The organism is Campylobacter concisus, from assembly GCF_015679985.1.
GTDB lineage: Bacteria > Campylobacterota > Campylobacteria > Campylobacterales > Campylobacteraceae > Campylobacter_A > Campylobacter_A concisus_AC.
In genome coordinates, this window is the sequence record NZ_CP049239.1 from 743,470 (window position 1) to 763,276 (window position 19,807).

Consider the following 19,807-nt stretch of genomic DNA (forward strand, 5'->3'; position numbering starts at 1 on the left):
GCTCTTAACCCTTTTAAATTTTTAAAACCTTAATCTGCTATAATCCTTAAAAATTAAATTTACAACAGGAAAGATCATGACTAGAATTTTAATGATAGAAGATGATATGGAGCTTGCTGAAATTTTAACCGAATATCTAGAAAACTACGATATTGAAGTAGTGACTGCCGAAGAGCCATATATCGGACTATCTACGCTAAATACAAGTAAATTTGACCTAGTGATACTAGATCTTACATTGCCTGGCATGGATGGATTAGAAGTTTGTAAAGAGATCAGGAAAAATCACAATATTCCTATTATCATATCAAGTGCAAGGCATGATATAACAGATAAGGTAAATGCTCTTGATAACGGAGCGGATGATTATTTGCCAAAGCCATATGACCCACAAGAGCTTTTGGCTCGTATCAAAAGTCATCTAAGAAGGCAGAGTATCACCCCAGCAAATGAAGCGAGAAATTTAAATAAAGATCTGGTTTTAAAAGAATTTGAACATGAAATTTTATTTAAAGGAAACGTACTAAATTTAACTGCCGCAGAATACGACATCTTAAAATATCTACTTTTAAAAGAGGGCGGAGCGGTTACTAGAGAGGAGCTCATCTATAACTGCGAGAGCATAAATGAAGATAGCTCAAACAAAAGTATTGACGTCATCATCGGCAGGATTCGCCAAAAATTAAATGAAAATCCAAAAGAGCCAAAATACATCCACGCTATCCGTGGTATCGGCTATAAATTGGTTCTTTGATGCCAAGATCGTCTATTTTTATAACCATAACTTTTATCTTTGCCCTTGCACTTGTTTCGATATTTCTAGCCTTTTTGTGGCTCATGGGCTTTGATAAGCAAAACTATACAAGAGAGCTAAATAACAAATACTCAAACGTCGCTAGGACAAATTTGTTTTATATGGGTGGCATTATAAATAAAGCTCAGTACGATCGCCAGCTTTCAAACATCGATATGCCAGAGATCAAAGACGAGAAGAGAAAAGATGAAATTTTAAAACAAGCTACCGTTTTAGAAGAAATTTCAAGCGATCTAGGATCTAGTGCGATCTTGCTTTATGACAAGCACCATTACTTAAGGATTGAGCATTTAGATGAGCTAAAACTTTTAATGGATAAAGAATTTCAGCCTTACAGATATGAGGTGATAAAGGCTGTTTTTCTGGTGGTTGCGGTCATTTTGCTAGGTGCTTACATTTTTGTCATCTATAAAATAAAGCCGCTTAGAAAGCTAAAGCGTCAGATTGTGAAATTTGCAAATGGTGAGCTTGACGGCGTACAAAATGTCGGCAATGGCAAGGATGAAATTTCTGAAGTTTCTGAAGCATTTTATGAGGCAGTTTGTCAGATTAAGGCGCTTAATGACTCAAGGCATCTTTTCTTAAGAAACATAATGCATGAGCTAAAAACTCCTATCACAAAAGGCCTAATAGCCGCTCAAATGATAGAAAAAAGTAAAAATCAAGAAAGGCTAATCTCTGTCTTTCACAAGCTTGAAAATTTAATAAACGAACTTGCAGCGATAGAGCAGATAACTTCAAAAATAGGACTTAGCAATAAAACGCCATGTTTTATGAGGGATCTCATCGATGAGGCCATCGATATAGCCATGGTCGAAAAAGAGTGTGTTGGTGTCAGTGAGCTTGATGAGATTAGGGTGCTTGTTGATTTCAAGCTATTTTCAGTTGCTATAAAAAATATGATAGATAATGGCATAAAGTACTCAACTGATAAGCACGTAAATATCGTTGTTAGCAAGGATCATATGAAATTTATAACCCAAGGCGAGAAGCTAAAAAATGATCTTGACTTTTATATCCAGCCATTTATTAAAGGAGAGGATGCGCAAAAAAGTTTTGGACTAGGTTTATATATAGTTAGCAATATACTTGATGCTCATGGACTCAAATTTAGATACGAATATAAAAACGGAATGAATGTCTTTGTTTTTGAAAATTTACAAGATATAATAGTGACTTAAATAAAACATAATAAACAAAAGAGAGCTAAAAATGGCAGCAAAAATTTTCTCACCAGTTGATATCTTATCAATAATAGATCTTGAAATAGCTTTTATAAATCGTTATAAAAATGTAAAAGATTATGCAAAAAATTTATCTTTGATATATTTTTCTTTGCCAGGCACTAAAGAGTATAGTGAGCTTTTTGAAAAATTTTTAAGACAAACTGATGTTGTTGTAAGAGAGAACGAGCATTATGTGGTCGTGCTTCATGGAACAAATGAAAGAGGAGCTAGCGAGCTATTATCGGGTATTCAAGAGTTTTTAAACACTGAGCCAATTGATTTGATAGTAAGCTATCCAAAAGACGGAAGAAACGCTAAAGAGCTTACTACTAAGCTTCAAGATGAGATAAAAGATAATTATGGCGTATTGCTTGAAATGCTTTCAAATCAAGAAAAATTTGAAGCTTTTGAAAGCATGATTTAATATAATTTTGTGGAGTTTGTTTGGAGAATTTACTACTATTTTTTGCAGTTTTGCTTATAACTAGCATTCTTTTAAGTAAGATCTCTGATAAATTCGGAATTCCATCTTTAATAATATTTTTAGGCGTTGGTATGCTAGCTGGCTCGGACGGCTTGCTGGGTGTAAATTTTGATGATCAAGTGATTGCTCAAAATGTCGGTATGCTAGCACTTATTTTTATACTTTACGCTGGTGGGCTAGATACTGATTTTGCAGCGATTAAACCTATTTTTGCTAGAGGTTTAGCACTTGCTACACTTGGTGTTTTCTTAACCGCGCTAGCTATTGCTCCTGTTGCAAAATATCTGCTTGATTTTACCTGGGCGGAGGCCTTTTTGCTAGGTTCTATCATCTCTTCAACAGATGCAGCAGCGGTATTTGCCATACTAAGAGCTAAGAAAATTTCACTTAAAAATAGCATTGCGCCATTGCTTGAACTTGAATCTGGCTCAAACGATCCAATGGCGATATTTTTAACTGTGACGATCATTCAAATGATCTCACTAAATAGCACTCCAAGTGCGTCAGAGTGGGCGATTACACTGGTTAAGCAGTTTGGCATAGGTATCGCTATGGGCTATTTATTTGGCGTTGCTTTGCCGGCCATTTTTAATAGACTTCGCCTAAAAAGCTGGGGCCTTTATCCAGTTTTTTCTATCGCTTGGATATTACTTTTATACACACTTTGTTTTAAGGTTGGTGGCAATGGCTACTTGGCTGTCTATATAGCTGGAATTTTTATAAATAAAAAAGAGTTTTCTCATAAGAAAAATTTAGTCGGTTTTCACGATGGTATCGCTTGGACAATGCAGATAGTTGTCTTTTTGACGCTTGGTCTTTTGGTAAATCCTTCCGAGCTTCCAGCAACGGCACTAATGGCGCTTGTTTTGGCCTTATGGCTTATGTTTTTTGCAAGGCCACTTGGTGTTTTTGCATCGCTTGCATTTTCAAAATTTAAGATAAATGAGCAAATTTTTATCTCATGGGTTGGGCTAAGAGGCGTTGTGCCAGTTGTGCTAGCTACCTATGTTTATGTCGATGGCGTTCGTGACGCGGATATGATTTTTAACATTATATTTTTTATGGTTTTGATTTCTATTTTGATACAGGGCATGTCGCTTGGCTTTGCGGCTGATAAATTTAAGGTCAAAGAGAGCGAGCAAGAGGATGTTAAGCTAGTAGAAAACTCGCCGATCTTAAGCTACACACTTCGCCAGCATACCATCCACTATGGCTCAAAACTAATTGGCAAAGATTTGGCTCAGCTTGAGCTTCCAACTGAGTTTTTAATAATCCTAATAAAGCGTAAAAACGAGTATCAAAAGCCGACTGGCTCAACAATATTTGAAGAAAATGACTTGCTGCTGATACAATGTGAAAATCAAGTGCTTTACCAAGATACTATTAAGTATTTAACGTATTAATTTTTTAAGTTTTGTCATCGTTTGATGCTGAATTTTGATTTTATAAATTTATAACGCACGATAAATTTTAAAAAATAAAACTGCATGCAGTGCGAAGCACTAAAGCATGCACCTCTAACGTGTGAGGGGTTTGGGGGATTTAAAAAGGGGGATAAGGGGACGGCTTTGCTTCGCAAGCTCGCAACTGCAAGCAGACCGTAACTTGAGTCCCCTTGTCTCCCTTTTGATAAATTTACACCTCAAAGCAAATTTTAAAACTTTCATTCACTCGCAAGAATTAACTACTGATTTTAGGCCTCGCAAAGCTTGCCACTAAAATCAGAGTCGAAATTACTCGTTCATGAAATTTTAAAATTTGCCTGAGCTTCATATATGTAAAATTACCTACTAAAAATTTGGCTTCGCTTACCATTTAGCTCAAATTTTAGAGCCGAAAATAAATCCGTTCAGTCTCATTTTATTTTGCTTTTTTAAAATCACTAAAACACTAGCAAAATGGGAGGTAAAATGCTTGATAGTATCATCCTTGCGGTCTTGGTATATTTTGCAACATTCTTATTTATGTTTTTTCTGCTTGCCTTTTTTGCCTTTTGGTATATAAGCATGCCGCTACTTGTCATCTACATCGTTATAAAATTTATAAGACAAGCAAAAGAGTGCGAGAGGATATGTGGCAAGCTTGAGTAAAATTTAAATTTCTAGCCCAAATGAGCTAGAAATTTCTTTATTCTAGGGCTTGAGCCAGATCAGCTATCAGATCCTCGGCGTTTTCAAGGCCTATGCTAACTCTTATCAGCTCTTTTGTGATACCAGCTTTTATAAGCTCTTCACTGCTTAGCTGTTGGTGAGTCGTTGAGGCTGGGTGTGTGATGAGCGACTTTGTATCGCCGATATTTACCACGATCTTAAAGAGTTTTACGCGCTCTAGCATCTTTTTTGCACGCTCAAAGCTATCAGTTTCAAAACAAAATAGTCCATTTGCCATGCCATCTTTAAAGTATTTTTGCGCCTTTGCGTGATCTACGTTATCGGCAAGTCCAGGATATGCTACGCTTTTTATATGCTTGTGAGAGTTTAGAAATTTAGCTACTTTTAGCGCGTTTTGCGAGTGTCTCTCAACTCTAACAGCAAGCGTTTCAAGGCCTTGTATAAGCTGCCAAGAGTTAAATGGAGAGATCACAGCGCCGATGTCGCGCACGATAGCAAGCCTCATTCTTAGCGTATAGATATCAAAACGATCCGTCATATCAGCATAAACGATGTCGTGATAGCTCGCATCTGGCACGTTAAAATGTTCATATCTCTTGTTGCCTTTTAGCTTTTCGTTTAGGTGATTTGCACTTACGACCACACCTGCTAGGCTAAGGCCCTGACCGCTCATATATTTGCTAGCACTATGCACGCAAACATCGATGCCGTGGCGAAGTGGCTGAAAGATGATAGGCGTTGGCACGGTGTTATCGGTGATGCTGATGATGCCATATTTGTTTGAAATTTCTACGATTTTCTCGATATTTGGGATAGAAATTTGCGGATTTGAAAGCGTTTCAAAAAATATAGCCCTAGTTTTTTCATCTATCAAAGCCTCCAGATCATCAGCAGTGTCGCTGTCAAAGACTCTAGCCTCTATGCCAAATCTTTTTAGCGTGTGTGTAAAAAGCACCGTCGTGCCGCCATAAATTTTCTTAGCGATGATGATATTATCACCTGCTTGGGCTAAATTTATGATGCTGTAAAACAAAGCTGACTGACCGCTCGCAGTCGCTATCGCAGCGGCTCCGTCCTCAAGTGCGGCGACCCTTTTTTCAAAGATATCTGTCGTTGGATTGCCAAGTCTTGTGTAGATGTGGCCGCCATCTTTTAGATCAAACCTAGCAGCCGCGGTCTCGGCGCTTCCAAAGTCGTAAGCCGTGCTTTGAAAAATAGGCACAGCCATCGTGCCAAAGCCCTCGTTTGTGTCGTAGCCTACGTGGATCGCAGCGGTTTCTTGCCTCATTTTTGCTCCTTGTTTAAGTAATTTTGGCGTAAATTATACATTAGCAAAGCCAAAATTTAGGGGATAAAATCAATTTTTGATATAATTTGCCAAAAAAAGGAAAAATTTGAACCAAGTCACGGACAAATTTAAACGTGTAAAATATCTTCGTGCGCTAGAAAAATTTGCAAAATCAGCGATAAACGGGCTAAAAAGAGATGATTTTGACGAGGCTGAATTTCGCCAAAGAGTGGAGAAAAACGCAAAGATCATCGAAAAAGTCGAGGCTGTCTATCTTGATCAGCCATACTCAAAGGCACTAGAAAATTTTATAAATTTGCTTATCAAAAATGCCCCAAAAGATGAGCTTTTAAAGGCGGCAAATCTACTTGATAAGCTAAAAAATCAAAAGACATATAAAAAAGAAAAACATAAAAATAAATTTAAGGATGAGGATTGAAAGTAGTTATTTTTGATATGGATGGCACGGTGATCGATAGCGGCGAGGCGATATATAAAACAGTAAATGAAGTAAGAGATGAGCTAAATTTATCGCCACTTGAAAAAGAATTTATCATAAAAGCGATCAACGAGCCAGGTAGAAATTTGCCCCTTGAGTTTTACGGCATCGAAACGCCAAGTAGGAGCTTAAAAGAGGGTTTTGAAGAGAAATTTAAGAAATTTTACGATGAGTGTGCGACTACATATGAGGGCGTAAAAGAGCTTTTACAAAAGTGCAAAGAGGCTCACTTTAAAGTCGTTTTGGCAAGCAATGCACCACACGATACGCTAGAGAAAATTTTAAAGAAAAATGAAATTTATGAGCTATTTGACGAGGTCATAGGCGCTAGCAAAGAGATACCGCAAAAGCCTGATCCTGCGATGCTTCACCTAGCTGTTAGTAAAACAGGAGCCAGCAAGGCGATCTTTGTAGGAGATAGCCTAAAAGACGAGCTGGCGGCCAAAAATGCAAATATGCCTTATGTGCAAGTTTGCTGGGGATTTGGCGAGGAGAGCAAAACAGCCACGTATAACGCCAAAAATGTTAGCGAGGCGTGGGAGATAATATTAAATTTCTAACTTAGTTTTAATTGGCTATAATCTTAAGAAATTTTCAAAGAAACAGCGATGATAGATATGTTTGAGGGCAGTGCGAGGGATAAATTTTATGACATTTTGTTTAACGCAAATGCCGTTTTGGTTAAAAACGAGATAGATAAAATTTTTGAAAAATTTGTGGCTATGAGCGAGCTTTGCGAAAAGCATGGCATTAGCGAGGGCGAGATCAGAAATTTTATAGTCTCAGAGCAAGATAAAATTTATAACGGAGTAAATGACCTATATATCGAGCTTAGCGGAGAAATTTTAAGCCAAAATGAGTAAGATTTTCGCGCTCATTGCTTTGCTTGCCTCCATTGCTTTTGCAAAAGAGCCAAATTTTGACCCAAGTTCGGTGCATACATTTGAGCTTAAAAAAGATGAGTGGGCTAGGGTCTTTATAACTGAAAAGCGAACCCAAAGGGTTGAAACGTTTGACTTTCGTTGGACGCTATTTGATAGTACAAATATCACTGTGCAAAGCTTTTTTAGGCGCTATCCAAGGCAGATGGTCTTTTCGCTAAGACAAGGACAAAACACCTATATGCAGCGAGTTTTGCCTGATTTTACGATGCCGCCAAATGAGAGCGTAAGCCTTTATATATCATTTATTGATTTTAAGGATAAAAAGGCGCATTTTAGGGTGGCTCTGCTAGATGAGAGCAAGCGTGTGGATGTGGGTTTTAGAGATCCAGATGAGGCTAAATAGAAGGATAAAAATGGATAAAATCGATGAAATAATGGGTAAATTTATAAGCGAGCTTGGCTACAAAGGGGCGTTTGAGATGTTTTTAAAGATAAGCTCAGGCAAGAAGCTGCGCTCAAAACTTCTTTTAAAAATAGCGGGCGAGAGTGAAATTTCTCTTAAGCTTTGCGCTATCATCGAGCTCATCCACCTTGCAAGCTTACTACACGACGACGTCATAGACGAGGCAAATATAAGACGCGGCAAGCCAAGCATAAACGCGCTTTTTGGTAGTAAAAACTCGGTTATGTTGGGCGACATCCTCTACTCAAAGGCTTATTTTGAGCTTACAAAATTTGATTCAAGCATCGCAGCTATCATCTCAGATGCAGTCAGCAAGCTAAGTATCGGCGAGATGATGGATGTGAAAATGGCTGAAAATTTTAATGAAAACGAGCAAGAATATTTAAAAATGATCTACTATAAAACAGCTGTTTTGATAGAAGCCACGGCTATTTGCGGAGCAAAGCTAGCTGGCAAAGATAGCGAGAAATTTGGAATTTATGGCAAAAATTTAGGCCTTGCGTTTCAGATCGTTGATGACATATTAGACATAATTCAAGATGAGAAAACGCTTGGCAAGCCAGCACTCAATGACTTTGTCGAAGGCAAAACGACACTTCCTTACATTTATCTTTATAAGAGCTTAGACGAAGCTGGTAAGACAAAGCTTAAATCGCTTTGGTCAAAGAAGCTAAACGCGGGCGAAATTTCATGGCTAAAAGAGGAATTTGTTAAGACAAATTCGCTTCAAAAAGCAGTAAATGAAGCAAAAAGGCTTGGAAATGAAGCGATAGAATCGATAAAAGAGTATAAAAACGCCGAGCTTGAAGGGATCATAAAAAGCATGATAGATAGGGAATTTTAATGCACTATTTAGATATAAGTTTTACATATAAAAATACTGATATTTCAGTTAGAGAAAAGCTTGCATTTGATAGCGATGAGAAAAAAGAGCAAATTTTAAAACTACTAAGATCAAACAAAAGTATAAACGAATGTATGGTTTTAAACACATGCAACCGCGTTGAGATAATTGCAAGCGTTAGTGATCTAGAAAGTGCAACGACGCATGCGTTTAGATGCATGTCTGTATTTTCAGGTGTTTTTGAAGATGAGCTTTATGAGAGGGCTGATATTTATGAAGATAGCGGAGCTGTGCACCACCTCTTTGCCGTGGCAAGCTCGCTTGATAGCCTAGTCGTCGGCGAGACGCAGATCGTTGGGCAGTTAAAAAATGCTTTTAAATTTGCTTACGATAGCTCAGCTTGCGGCGAACAAATCAGTAAAATCATCCACTATGCATGTAAATGTGCTGCTAAAGTTAGAAATGAAACTCAAATTTCTAAAAACCCTATCTCTGTTTCAAGCGTTGCTGTGGCAAAAGCAAAAGAAATTTTTGGCACGCTTGAAGGCAAAACCGCTATCGTCGTAGGAGCTGGCGAAATGGGCGAGCTAGCAGCAAAACACCTAATCTCAAGTGGCGCAGAGGTGATCATCATAAACAGAAGCTCGGATCGTGTTGAGCAGCTAGTTGATAGCCTGGGTGATAACGCTAGCTGGGATAGCATTTTAAAATTAAAAGAGTATGTAAATAATTACGATCTGATATTTTCAAGCACCGCGGCCCCGCACGCTATCATCACAAACGCCATAATCGAACCAAGAGAATTTCACAGATACTTTTTTGATATTGCCGTGCCAAGGGATATTGATCTTATAAATACAGAATTTATTAGTGTCTATACGGTTGATAGTTTAGAGGAGATAGTAAGGAAAAATTTAGCCCTAAGAGAGGAGCAAGCACAAAAAGCTTATTCGATCGTAGGTCAAGGCACAAGCGAATTTTTAAAAATTTTAAAAGAAGATATGAGTGTGCCACTCATAAAATCGATCCGCAAACAAGCTGAAATTTGTGCTAAAAACGAGCTAGAAAAAGCGATAAAAAAAGGATATTTAAAGCATAGTGATTATGAGGAGGCACAAAAGCTCATTCATCAAGTTTTTAAAGCCTTTTTGCACCAGCCAACGATGAAGCTAAAAAGCCTTGCGGACGAGGAGAGATCTAGCGAGCTTTCAAATGGAGTTAGATTTTTATTTGATATAAAAGAAGAGCAAAATTTTCAAGTGGGAGATATAGATGAGATTTAGTAAATTTTATGCACCAACGACCAAAGAAGCGCCAAAAGACGCCTCTTTGCCAAGTCATAAATTTTTAATAAGAGGTGGCTTTGTCGAGCAGATAGGCTCAGGTCTTTATAACTATCTACCGCTTGGAAAGATCATGCATGAGAAAATTTCTCGTATCGTGCGAGAGGAGATGGATGAGGCTGGTGCGCTAGAGGTGAGCTTTAGCGTGGTTACTTCAGGCGAGCTTTGGAAGCAAAGTGGTCGCTACAACGTCTTTGGTAAGGAGCTTTTGCGCTTTAAAGATAGAAAAGAAAATGACTTTGTTATAAGCCCTACAAACGAAGAGGCAGCCGTTGCTTTGGTACGTGGCAAGGTGACTAGCTATAAGCAGTTGCCGCTAAATTTATACCAGATAAATACTAAATTTCGTGACGAAGCAAGGCCACGCTTTGGCTTGCTAAGAGGACGAGAATTTACGATGAAAGATGCTTATAGCTTTCACTCAAGCAAAGAGGATCTAAAGCGTGAGTTTGACCTTATGGAGGCAACTTATAGTAAAATTTTCACTCGTTTGGGGCTAAATTTTAGAGCCGTTGAGGCTGATAGTGGAGCTATCGGTGGCAGTGGTAGTAAAGAATTTATGGTGCTTGCAAGTAATGGCGAAGATGACATCCTTTGCTGTGAGGCTTGCAAATACGCTGCAAATATAGAGGCTGCTAGAAGAAAAGCTAGAACAACCGATGCTGAAGCACCAGAGGCTGACGCGGCTAAATTTAAGACACCAGATACAAAGACTATAAAAGGTGTGGCAGAATTTTTCAAAGTTAGCGAGTTTTACTGCATAAAAGCTGTTGTTAAAAAAGCTATTTATGAAGACAAAGAAGAAGTTGTGGTCTTTTTCGTAAGGGGCGATGACGAGCTTCAAGAGACAAAGGCACAAAATGCTTGCAAGGCACTTGAGCTTGTCGATGCTAGCGAAGAAGAGATTATAAAAGCTGGGCTTGTGGCTGGATTTTGCGGGCCAGTTGGGCTAAAAGATGTGAAATTTTACATAGACAACGAGCTAAAAGGCGCAAATAATATGATATGTGGTGCCAACGAAAAGGATTACCACTTTGTTGGCGTTAGTGTTAGCGGATTTAACGAAGAGAGATTTAAAGACCTTGTAAAGGTAAAAGAGGGCGATAAATGCCCAGAGTGTGGCGGAAATTTAAAACTTAGCAAGGGTATAGAAGTTGGTCATATCTTTCAACTAGGCGATAAATATTCAGCTGCGATGAACGCGACATATCTTGATGAAAATGGTAAAGCTAAGCCATTTTTGATGGGCTGCTACGGTATTGGCATCAGTAGACTAATAGCCGTAATGATAGAGGCTAGCCACGACGAGAAGGGCTGCATCTGGAAAAAAGAGTGCGCGCCGTTTGATGTCGAGATCATCATTTCAAATTTAAAAGATGAAGAGGGCGCAAAATTTGCATTTGAGCTTTATGAGAGCCTTAAAAAAGCTGGCGTTAGTGTTATCATCGATGATAGAAACGAGAGATTTGGCGTTAAGATGAATGATTTTGAGCTTATCGGCTTCCCTTTTGCGTTACTTGTGGGTAAAGAATTTGCAAATGGCAAGGTTGAGTTTATAACAAGAGATGGTTTAAACAAAGAAACGATCGGCGCAAACGAGGCTTTTCAAAAAATAAAAGAAAGCTTATGAGATTTTTCGCATTTTTATTTTTTTTGATAGAAGCGGTATTTATCTATCTTTTTGTTGATAAATTTGGCTTTTTAAACTATTTTCTCGAGGTGCTAGTCTCTGGATTTGTAGGCATTGCACTTCTTTTAAATGCTGGATCTTCTAGCTTAAATTCGCCTCAAGTGGCGTTTAAGAGCTTTCTTGGCGGAAATCTATTTAGTCAGTTAGGATTTAGTTTTGGCGGAGCGCTGCTCTTTTTACCAGGGATTTTGACAGATATTTTTGGTATCGCCGTAGTCGTTTTTTCTTTAGTCTTTAAAAAAAATGCAGCGAAAAATGAGAGCTATCAGGAGTTTAAATTCCAAAATTTTAGTGAGCAGGGCAGTAAAAAAGATGATGGCGAGATCATCGATGTTGAGGTCATAGAAGAGCCAGAAAGAGTAAATTAGGAGAGATGATGAAAGAGATAAAAATAGCAACTAGAAAGAGTATCTTAGCTCTTTGGCAAAGCGAGCATATCAAAGCTAGAATAGAATCAAAACATAACGATATAAAAGTTGAGCTTATTGGCATGAAGACAAAGGGCGATGTGATCCTTGATACGCCACTTGCGAAGATCGGCGGTAAGGGGCTTTTTACAAAAGAGCTTGAAGATAGCATGCTAAAAGGCGAGACTGACATCGCAGTGCATAGCCTAAAAGACGTGCCAGTAGTCTTTCCAGAAGGGCTTAGACTTGCAGCGATTTGCTCACGTGAGGATACTAAAGATGCGATGATAAGTGAGAAATTTGCTAAATTTAGCGACCTACCGCACGGTGCAAAGGTTGGTACAACGAGCCTGCGCCGCAGGATGCAGCTGCTTATCATGAGGCCTGATCTTGAGATCATCTCGCTTCGAGGAAACGTGCAAACTAGACTTAGAAAGCTAAAAGAGGGCGAATTTGACGCGATCATTTTGGCGATGGCTGGCATAAACCGCCTAAATTTAAAGGCTGAAGTGGCGCACATCTACACATTTGGCTTTGACGAGATGATACCTGCGATGGGTCAGGGTGCTCTTGGTGTCGAGGCTAGAGATGAGAAGCAAATTTTAGATGAGATCTCTTTTCTAAACGACGAAAATGCAGTTATAGAAACGACTATCGAGCGTGATTTTGTAAGCGTTTTAGAGGGTGGCTGTCAGGTGCCAATAGGCATAAGTGCAAGGCTAAAAGGTGATGAAATTTCTATCGATGCGATCGTTGGCCTGCCTGATGGAAGCGAGTATATAAAAGATAGCTTAAAGACTAGCAAAGATAAATTTCAAAGCATCGGCAAAGAGCTAGCGCATAAATTTATAGAAAAAGGGGCGAGAGAGCTTTTAAAGCGCGCTGAAGAGATGGCGTAAGCGTGTTTTTGCTAAATTTTAAAGCAAAAGCCATAAGTGCTACAAAAAATAGCAAAGACAACTACTATATGATCGGTCTTGCAGACGACAAATATGACTACAAAAACTACATAATCTTTCAAAGACCGATCAAACTAAAAAAGGGCGACGACGAAAACGCCGAGATAAACGGCCTATACGCCGAGTGCAATGGCGACATTTGCTACAACGCTTGCAATCGGGTGAAGATCACTGATAAGAGTATCATTTTTGAGGTGCAAGATAGTCTTATTTGCGTAGATGTCGAGGGTGTAAAGCTTAATGAGCGCTTTATGAAATACTGCAAAGAGATATTTGGCGAACTACTAAAATGTAGCATATCGAAGTAATTAAAAAAATTACTGCCGTTTTCAAAACTGCGATGGCATCAGTGTTTAACCTAACAAAAAATTTGCAATGAATTACTTTGAAAAGACGTAAGTATGCCGGCCATGTGCGGCTGTGTGTTGAGCGCAAGTTTGCGGACGTTATGACAATGGAGTATAACTTAGTGCTTGCGTCTATTTAAACGGCGAGCAACATCGTAAAGACTGCGTCCAAAACAGCGATTGATACTCTGATAGCTATCGGTGCGTGCGGTAAATAATAGCCATCCGCTTTGCTTCGCCTTTTTCAGCTATTTTTGGCTAAAATCGCCCAAAAATCAAAAAGGCGAAATATGGACTACATCAAGCTTTTAAAAGAAAATAATCTACTTCGCGTCATCGACGAGCCAACAGATATTGATCTTGAGATCGCGCACACAAGCTATATCGAGGTCAAGCGCGAGGGTTCGCAAGCGCTACTTTTTAAAAACCCAGTTTGCAAAAAAACTGGGCGTAAATTTGCCCCAGTGCTTACAAATATCTATGGCTCAAAACGTGCGCTTGAGCTTATCTTTGGGCTAAAGCCTGATGAGATCGCAGAAGAGATAGAAAAGCTTTTAAAGCCTAAAAAGCCAGAGAATTTCAAAGAAAAGCTTGATTTTTTAGCCTATCTTTTTAGCATGAGAAAAATTTTTACTAAGAGATTAAAAGGTGAGGGTGAGTGCCAGCAGGTGAAACTTATAGGTGAGGATGCTGATTTGCTATCGCTTCCAGCACTAAAGACATGGCCGTATGATGGCGGTGCTTTTATTACAATGGGACAGGTTTATACGCAAAGCTTGGATGGAAATTTGCAAAATTTAGGCATGTATAGACTGCAAATTTATGATAAAAATCACCTTGGCATGCACTGGCAGATCCACAAAGACGGCGCAAATTTCTTTCACGAGTACAAGCGTGCAGGCAAAAAAATGCCAGTCTCTGTAGCTATTGGTGGCGATCCACTCTACATCTGGTGTGGGCAAGCACCACTTCCAAAGGGAATTTTTGAACTTTTGCTTTATGGTTTTATCCGTAAAGAGCCAGCCAAACTTGTAAAATCCTTAACGAATGAAATTTACGTCCCGCACGATGCAGACTACGTAATAGAGGGCTTTGTGGATACGGCTAAGTGTGAGCTTGAGGGGCCGTTTGGTGATCATACTGGCTTTTATACTCCTATCGAGCCTTTTCCGGTAATGGATGTAACGGCGATAACTAGCAAGTGTGAGCCTATATTTCATGCGACTGTGGTTGGGAAGCCACCACTTGAGGATAAGTATATGGGCTGGGCGACTGAGCGGGTTTTTTTGCCACTTTTGCGAACGACCGTGCCTGAATTACTGGACTACAATATGCCTGAAAATGGCGTCTTTCACAACCTAATCTTAGCCAAGATAAATACGCTCTATCCCGCGCACGCCAAGCAGGCCATGCACGCATTTTGGGGTGTTGGGCAGATGAGCTTTGTAAAACATGCTATTTTTGTTGGAGCCGATGCGCCTGAGCTTAAAGATTATGATGAATTTACTAGCTTTGTTTTAAATCGTTTTGGTAGCCAGAGTGTGCTAATAAGCCAAGGCGTGTGCGATCAGCTTGATCATGCTAGTCCAAATTCGTGTTTTGGTGGCAAACTCGGCGTAGATGCAACGCAGGACTTTTGTAAATTTAACCCTATGGTTTTAAGCGACAGCGAGCTTTTGGCTAAGTTTCAAAGTATATCGCCAAATGTAAAAGAGCTTAAGCAGTTTAAAACGGATACTAAAACGCCTATTTGTGTGGTGAAATTTGAAAAAGATTGTGTGGTAAAAGAGCTTTTTGACAAGCTTTTGACATTTAGAGAATTTTTCAAACTCCTTATCGTTGTGGATATGCAAAATCACCTTGAAAACCCATATATGCTACTTTGGCGTGTGACAAATAATATCGATGCTTTACGTGATATTTTCATAGATGGTGAAAATTTCTGCGTAGATGCCACTAGCAAAGATGAGCGCGAAGGATATACTAGAGGCTGGCCGCTACAAACGGATTGTGACCGCGAAGTAGTTGTTGATCTAATTAAACGCGGCATAGTAAAAGACGAGCCAGAGTTATTTAAAAAATTTGAAATATTTGGCTAGCTTTGAGGGGCTCAAGTAAATTTATAAATTTTGCTTTTTGCTGCGGATTTGAAATTTTTAATAAGACTTGCTTAATCAAATGCTAGTGAATAGCTTTTAGACTAGGTCTAAAAGCTTAATTTATTTTTAGCTCTCTTTTAAGAGCTTGCTTGCGAGCATATCGGCTTTTGCTTTATCTGTATCTTTTTTTACGGATTTGTAAATTTTAGATATATAATTTTCCAAAACTTCGTGGCAAGATATTACTTTTTCATTTTCACTTCTTGCTACTTTTACGTATTCGCCGCTATTTTGTAGCTCAAAAGCTAGGTCATTATCGCTTAGCTGAAGCTCTAAAATTTCAAGTAGTCTCTCTTGAAGTCTTGGCTCAAAAATAGGTGTCATAAGCTCCAAGCGACGCTCTAGATTTCTTGGCATCCAGTCAGCACTTGAGATGTAAATTTTTGGATTGGCGTGCTTGAAATATAAAATTCTAGCGTGCTCTAAGTATTTGCCGATTATTGAGCGAACTTTTATATTTTCGCTTTTGCCTTTTATGCCAGGCCTTAGTCCGCACACACCACGAACTATAAGATCGATCTTCACACCTGCGTTTGATGCGCGGCTAAGCTCATTTATCACATCTTCATCGATTAGTGCATTCATTTTGGCGATGATCCTACCCTCGCTGCCTTTGCTTGCCTCTACTCTTATCTTTTCGATGATACGCTCTTTTATCTGAAAAGGCGACATGCTAAGAGCGTTTAGACGGCGATTTTTATTATATCCTGAGAGGATGTGAAAAAACGAAGTCGTATCTTGGCTAAATTCTTCTTTGCTCGTAAATAGACTAACGTCAGTATAAATTTTAGCCGAACTGCCGTTGTAGTTGCCTGTGCCAAAGTGCATATAAAATTTAAGCTTATCGCCGATTTGGCGGATGACCTGGCTAACTTTTGCATGCACCTTAAAACCTGTGATGCCATATATCACGTGCGCCCCAGCGTCTTCAAGCGCCTTTGCCCAGTGTAGGTTATTTTCTTCATCAAACCTTGCTTTTAGCTCAACCATCGCAGTTACTTGCTTGCCATCACTTGCGGCGTCTATTAGACTTTGAATTATTGGCGAGCTTTTATCGACTCTATAAAGTGTCATTCGAATAGATATGACTTTTGGATCTTTGCTAGCTTCTTTGATAAAGCTTACAACTGGATCAAAGCTCTCAAATGGATGCACTAGCAGCACATCTTCTTTATCTATGGCGTCAAATACAGATATACCATTGCCAAATGGTGGTAGCGTTTTTGGAACATAAGGTGCATTTGCCAGGTGGGTAAAATTTTTGCTTCCAGCTATCTCCCAAAGTGAGCTAAGAGTGAGCGGAATGCTTGAAAAATAGACATCTTTATGAAAAATTTTCATATGAAAATTTAAGAAGTCCAAGATGTCAGTATCTACGTTTTTATCGATTTGCATACGAACAAAAGCCCCTTTTCTTCGAAGCTTTAGTCCTTGCTCAAGTATCATCATAAAATCATCCGCTTCTTCTTCTTCGATGACGATATCAGCGTTTCTCGTCACTCTAAAAGCAGCCGAACTAAGCAGCTTATACCCTGGAAAAATTTCTTCTGCATGGCGATGCACGATCGTTTCAATCGGCACAAAAACATTGCTACTTGGCTGTGTAAAGCGTGGCAAGACTCTTGAAATTCTTATCATGCCGTATTTTAAAATTTCTGGATGTTCGATATCAGCAAGCTTAACGGCAAGAGAGAAGCTAAGGTTGTTTAGGTGCGGAAATGGATGAGTCGCATCGACAGCGATAGGCACGATGACTGGCAAGATATTTGAGAAAAAGTATTCGTCGCATTTTTGCTTCAAACTATCATCAAGCTCGTCATAATTTTTTATAAAAAGCCCCTCTTTGCTAAGAGCATTTACTGTTTTTTTATAGTGATCTTCTACTAAATTTTGCTCATTTTGTAGATATTTTCTAATCTCTCTTAGCTGATCAAGTGGGCTCATGCCATCGCCACTGCTCGTAGTAGCTCCAGCTGCGAAAAGCTGCTTTAAGCCAGCAACTCTGATCATATAAAACTCGTCTAGATTTGTCATATAAATGGCTATAAATTTTAGCTTTTCAAGTAAAGGAATTTCCTTTTCACACTGAGCGAGCACCCTTGAATTAAAGCGTAGCCAGCTTAATTCTCGGTTTATAAAAAGAGTTTCATTTTCGCTCATCATCTTCTCCTTGTGCGTTTTTGAGTTATTTTATGATATGTGCGGTTATAAAGTTCTTACTTTATTTAAAATTTTGGTTACAATAAGCCAAAACTTAAATTTAAAGGCTTGTTATGTCTGATTATGTGATATTAGTTGGTATCTTTTTAGTGGCAGTCGTTGTTTTTGCGCTTATTAAAAAGATATCGTTTTAGCTTTTAAATTTCTCCCACCACAAATAAGCAAATATGAGCCCAAAGCCCTTGACTTTGCTCTCGTCAAAGGCAAATTTCATCATATCTTCTCGTTTTATGAAAACAAGCTCGATATCTTCGCCATCGACGCCGCCGCCAGAATTTACCTTCATGCTCTCATCGATCTTTGCGTAAAACATCGTTTGCATATTGCCTCCAAAGCCAAAAGCACCGTATGTCATCGTGATACGCTCTATCTCTTTTAGCTCATAGCCCACTTCTTCGATCGCTTCTTCTCTAGCTGTTTGCTCTTCGCTAAGTCCTTTATCCATAAGTCCTGCGCAAAGCTCGTAAGTAAAGCCTTGCTCATCTGTTTTGATGCCTTCTTTTTCTTGCGAGTACCAAACAGCCGGTCGAAACTGCTTTACAAATAAAAAGGCATCTTTTTGCTCGTGATATAAAAAAATACTAACACTATTCATCACTTTTACGCAGTCCCAATCTCTTTGGACACCATTTTGCATAAATTTCATCTTAAATGGCTTTAGATATTTTGACTCACCAAGAGGCAGAATTTCTAAATTAGTTATAGTAGTATCCATTTTGCAAGTCCTAAAAAGCTAAAAAATCCTATCGCATCAGTAAAAGTAGTAAGAATGACGGCTGAGCCGACTGCAGGATCTATGTTAAAGCGCCTTAGCGTTAAAGGTATGATCGTGCCAAAAAAGCCAGCAAAGAATAAATTCGTAACCATGCTAAGCCCGATAACAACGCCAAGCATACCTTTGTCAAACCAAACAGAGGCGATTATGCCCATTACCACACCAAAGATTAGTCCATTTATGAGTGAAATACTAACCTCGCGTTTTAAGACATTTTTGGCATCTTTAAACTCTATCTCGCCAAGTGCCAAACGGCGAACCGTAACGGCAAGCGCTTGTGTGCCGGTATTTCCACCCATTGATGCAACTATTGGCATTAAAACAGCAAGAGCGACGTAGGCTGCGATTGTCTCGTCAAAAAGTCCGATTATAGATGAGCTAAAAAGAGCTGTTAGTAAATTTACGCCAAGCCAAACCGCACGACCACGACCCGCTTTAAATAGAGTATCGTCCTCTTCTGACTCGTCATCAACGCCGGCTAGGTTATAAATTTGCTCAGTTGCACTCTCTTGGATGTAGTCGTGAATATCATCAGATGTGATACGACCAAGCAAAATTCCAGTGCTACTTGTAACTGCGATAACATTTAAATCGTACTCTTGAAACATATCGGCAACATTTTGCATAAGGTCCATATCATTTGCCACGTGTGGTTTGTAGCGATCGATCTGCGTAGTTTCTATGTTTTGCTTCAGTGTTTTTGTGAAGTCAAATAGTATAAGATCCTCAAGTGGGATAGCATATTGCAAAACACCGTCTTTATCTATAATGAAAAGCTGTGAGATATTTTCTAGCTTGCCTTCTTGCTTTTCACGTCTAAGCCTTGCTACTGCACTGCCAAGCTTTTCTTCAAGGTGAGCCGAGAAAAGCTCTGTTTGCATGTGAGCACCGGCTCTATCTTCTTCGTAACTTCTAAGTCTTAAAATTTCATTTTGGTTTTCTCTATCAAGCTCATTAAAGAGTTCTCTAGCTTTATCCTCGTCAATGTCCTCGATGTATTGAAGCAAGTCAGTCGCATCATCACTCTCTAACTCTTCAAGTGCCTCTACTATCTTTTCAGCTGGTAGTGTGTCGATCACGTCTTTTAGCATGTGATCAGGTAGCTCGATAGCAACATCACCTAAAATTTCAGGGTCTAGCTTTTCAAGATACTGAGCAAAAAGCTCCTCATCGTGTTTCTTTAGCGTTTTTAGGTGTTGGGCTAGCTCATAAGGTGAGAGTTCGTTATCTTCTAAATTTTCATCTAAATGCTGATCTATCAGCTCTTTTGCTTCTTCTAGTTCTTGGCTCAAGT

General features: G+C 39.0%; 19 protein-coding genes and 1 pseudogene. 16 read left to right on the plus strand and 4 right to left on the minus strand.

Features of this window, described 5'->3' with window-relative positions:
* The first annotated feature begins 76 nt into the window (after positions 1 to 76).
* The 5 genes from G5B98_RS03795 (at position 77) to G5B98_RS03815 (ending at position 4,614) form a co-directional block, all read left to right on the plus strand.
* Positions 77 to 754, plus strand: coding sequence for a response regulator transcription factor (locus G5B98_RS03795; RefSeq protein WP_103619089.1), 678 nt, complete (start codon positions 77 to 79; stop codon positions 752 to 754).
* Entirely contained in the window at positions 754 to 1,995 is a 1,242-nt protein-coding gene (locus tag G5B98_RS03800; protein ID WP_196087224.1) for an ArsS family sensor histidine kinase, read from the plus strand. Before G5B98_RS03795 ends, G5B98_RS03800 begins: the two co-directional genes overlap by 1 nt.
* A gap of 31 nt (positions 1,996 to 2,026) precedes the next feature.
* Positions 2,027 to 2,464, plus strand: a complete 438-nt coding sequence (locus G5B98_RS03805) for a pyridoxal-5'-phosphate-dependent protein (RefSeq protein ID WP_196087225.1) — start codon at positions 2,027 to 2,029, stop codon at positions 2,462 to 2,464.
* 20 nt (positions 2,465 to 2,484) lie between these two features.
* Positions 2,485 to 3,927 (plus strand): potassium/proton antiporter, encoded by a 1,443-nt coding sequence (locus G5B98_RS03810; protein ID WP_196087226.1) that lies wholly within the window; start codon positions 2,485 to 2,487, stop codon positions 3,925 to 3,927.
* Positions 3,928 to 4,434: 507 nt separating this feature from the next.
* A complete protein-coding gene (locus G5B98_RS03815) occupies positions 4,435 to 4,614 on the plus strand; it encodes a transformation system protein (protein WP_103560269.1) in 180 nt (59 codons plus the stop codon).
* Positions 4,615 to 4,651: 37 nt separating this feature from the next.
* Here the strand turns inward: G5B98_RS03815 and G5B98_RS03820 are convergent, their stop codons facing one another.
* Positions 4,652 to 5,923 carry an O-acetylhomoserine aminocarboxypropyltransferase/cysteine synthase family protein gene (locus G5B98_RS03820; RefSeq protein ID WP_196087227.1) on the minus strand — a complete coding sequence of 424 codons (1,272 nt, stop codon included), beginning with the start codon at positions 5,921 to 5,923 and terminating at the stop codon, positions 4,652 to 4,654.
* Positions 5,924 to 6,029: 106 nt separating this feature from the next.
* Here G5B98_RS03820 and G5B98_RS03825 point away from each other — a divergent pair, with 106 nt between their 5' ends.
* From G5B98_RS03825 to G5B98_RS03875, 11 genes are all read left to right on the plus strand, one after another.
* Positions 6,030 to 6,362 (plus strand): hypothetical protein, encoded by a 333-nt coding sequence (locus G5B98_RS03825; RefSeq protein WP_196087228.1) that lies wholly within the window; start codon positions 6,030 to 6,032, stop codon positions 6,360 to 6,362.
* A complete protein-coding gene (locus tag G5B98_RS03830; protein WP_196087229.1) occupies positions 6,359 to 6,982 on the plus strand; it encodes an HAD family hydrolase in 624 nt (207 codons plus the stop codon). Before G5B98_RS03825 ends, G5B98_RS03830 begins: the two co-directional genes overlap by 4 nt.
* Positions 6,983 to 7,030: 48 nt before the next feature.
* Positions 7,031 to 7,285: a DUF2018 family protein gene (locus tag G5B98_RS03835; RefSeq protein WP_196087230.1), complete on the plus strand. Its 255-nt coding sequence runs from the start codon at positions 7,031 to 7,033 to the stop codon at positions 7,283 to 7,285.
* Positions 7,278 to 7,709, plus strand: a complete 432-nt coding sequence (locus G5B98_RS03840; protein WP_087584352.1) for a hypothetical protein — start codon at positions 7,278 to 7,280, stop codon at positions 7,707 to 7,709. Before G5B98_RS03835 ends, G5B98_RS03840 begins: the two co-directional genes overlap by 8 nt.
* Before the next feature lie 10 nt (positions 7,710 to 7,719).
* Positions 7,720 to 8,613: a polyprenyl synthetase family protein gene (locus G5B98_RS03845; protein ID WP_196087344.1), complete on the plus strand. Its 894-nt coding sequence runs from the start codon at positions 7,720 to 7,722 to the stop codon at positions 8,611 to 8,613.
* A complete protein-coding gene (gene hemA, locus G5B98_RS03850; RefSeq protein WP_107770468.1) occupies positions 8,613 to 9,896 on the plus strand; it encodes a glutamyl-tRNA reductase in 1,284 nt (427 codons plus the stop codon). Before G5B98_RS03845 ends, hemA begins: the two co-directional genes overlap by 1 nt.
* The gene (locus G5B98_RS03855; RefSeq protein WP_196087231.1) at positions 9,886 to 11,586 is read left to right on the plus strand and encodes a proline--tRNA ligase; all 1,701 of its coding nucleotides are present in this window, start codon (positions 9,886 to 9,888) and stop codon (positions 11,584 to 11,586) included. Before hemA ends, G5B98_RS03855 begins: the two co-directional genes overlap by 11 nt.
* Positions 11,583 to 12,014 (plus strand): FxsA family protein, encoded by a 432-nt coding sequence (locus G5B98_RS03860; protein ID WP_196087232.1) that lies wholly within the window; start codon positions 11,583 to 11,585, stop codon positions 12,012 to 12,014. Before G5B98_RS03855 ends, G5B98_RS03860 begins: the two co-directional genes overlap by 4 nt.
* A gap of 8 nt (positions 12,015 to 12,022) precedes the next feature.
* Positions 12,023 to 12,952: a hydroxymethylbilane synthase gene (gene hemC / locus G5B98_RS03865; RefSeq protein WP_196087233.1), complete on the plus strand. Its 930-nt coding sequence runs from the start codon at positions 12,023 to 12,025 to the stop codon at positions 12,950 to 12,952.
* Positions 12,953 to 12,954: 2 nt separating this feature from the next.
* A complete protein-coding gene (locus tag G5B98_RS03870; protein ID WP_084108151.1) occupies positions 12,955 to 13,320 on the plus strand; it encodes an Imm10 family immunity protein in 366 nt (121 codons plus the stop codon).
* 329 nt (positions 13,321 to 13,649) lie between these two features.
* Positions 13,650 to 15,458, plus strand: a complete 1,809-nt coding sequence (locus G5B98_RS03875; RefSeq protein ID WP_196087234.1) for a menaquinone biosynthesis decarboxylase — start codon at positions 13,650 to 13,652, stop codon at positions 15,456 to 15,458.
* Positions 15,459 to 15,584: 126 nt separating this feature from the next.
* On the opposite strand, the pseudogene G5B98_RS03880 reads toward G5B98_RS03875, so the two are convergent.
* From G5B98_RS03880 to mgtE, 3 genes and pseudogenes are all read right to left on the minus strand, one after another.
* Positions 15,585 to 17,690: pseudogene (locus G5B98_RS03880) on the minus strand (RNA degradosome polyphosphate kinase); the annotation flags it as partial.
* A gap of 178 nt (positions 17,691 to 17,868) precedes the next feature.
* Entirely contained in the window at positions 17,869 to 18,453 is a 585-nt protein-coding gene (locus tag G5B98_RS03885) for an NUDIX domain-containing protein (RefSeq protein WP_084041446.1), read from the minus strand.
* Positions 18,438 to 19,805 (minus strand): magnesium transporter, encoded by a 1,368-nt coding sequence (gene mgtE / locus G5B98_RS03890; RefSeq protein WP_196087236.1) that lies wholly within the window; start codon positions 19,803 to 19,805, stop codon positions 18,438 to 18,440. The genes G5B98_RS03885 and mgtE overlap by 16 nt, the downstream gene beginning before the upstream one ends.
* Between the last annotated feature and the right edge of the window lie 2 nt (positions 19,806 to 19,807).

Bases quoted from the DNA above. Each gene is read 5' to 3' on its own strand.
- G5B98_RS03795 (WP_103619089.1), top strand. From the start codon at position 77: ATGACTAGAATTTTAATGATAGAAGATGATATGGAGCTTGCTGAAATT.
- G5B98_RS03800 (WP_196087224.1), top strand. From the start codon at position 754: ATGCCAAGATCGTCTATTTTTATAACCATAACTTTTATCTTTGCCCTT.
- G5B98_RS03805 (WP_196087225.1), top strand. From the start codon at position 2,027: ATGGCAGCAAAAATTTTCTCACCAGTTGATATCTTATCAATAATAGAT.
- G5B98_RS03815 (WP_103560269.1), top strand. From the start codon at position 4,435: ATGCTTGATAGTATCATCCTTGCGGTCTTGGTATATTTTGCAACATTC.
- G5B98_RS03820 (WP_196087227.1), bottom strand. From the start codon at position 5,923: ATGAGGCAAGAAACCGCTGCGATCCACGTAGGCTACGACACAAACGAG.
- G5B98_RS03835 (WP_196087230.1), top strand. From the start codon at position 7,031: ATGATAGATATGTTTGAGGGCAGTGCGAGGGATAAATTTTATGACATT.
- G5B98_RS03840 (WP_087584352.1), top strand. From the start codon at position 7,278: ATGAGTAAGATTTTCGCGCTCATTGCTTTGCTTGCCTCCATTGCTTTT.
- G5B98_RS03845 (WP_196087344.1), top strand. From the start codon at position 7,720: ATGGATAAAATCGATGAAATAATGGGTAAATTTATAAGCGAGCTTGGC.
- hemA (WP_107770468.1), top strand. From the start codon at position 8,613: ATGCACTATTTAGATATAAGTTTTACATATAAAAATACTGATATTTCA.
- G5B98_RS03855 (WP_196087231.1), top strand. From the start codon at position 9,886: ATGAGATTTAGTAAATTTTATGCACCAACGACCAAAGAAGCGCCAAAA.
- G5B98_RS03860 (WP_196087232.1), top strand. From the start codon at position 11,583: ATGAGATTTTTCGCATTTTTATTTTTTTTGATAGAAGCGGTATTTATC.
- hemC (WP_196087233.1), top strand. From the start codon at position 12,023: ATGAAAGAGATAAAAATAGCAACTAGAAAGAGTATCTTAGCTCTTTGG.
- G5B98_RS03875 (WP_196087234.1), top strand. From the start codon at position 13,650: ATGGACTACATCAAGCTTTTAAAAGAAAATAATCTACTTCGCGTCATC.
- G5B98_RS03885 (WP_084041446.1), bottom strand. From the start codon at position 18,453: ATGGATACTACTATAACTAATTTAGAAATTCTGCCTCTTGGTGAGTCA.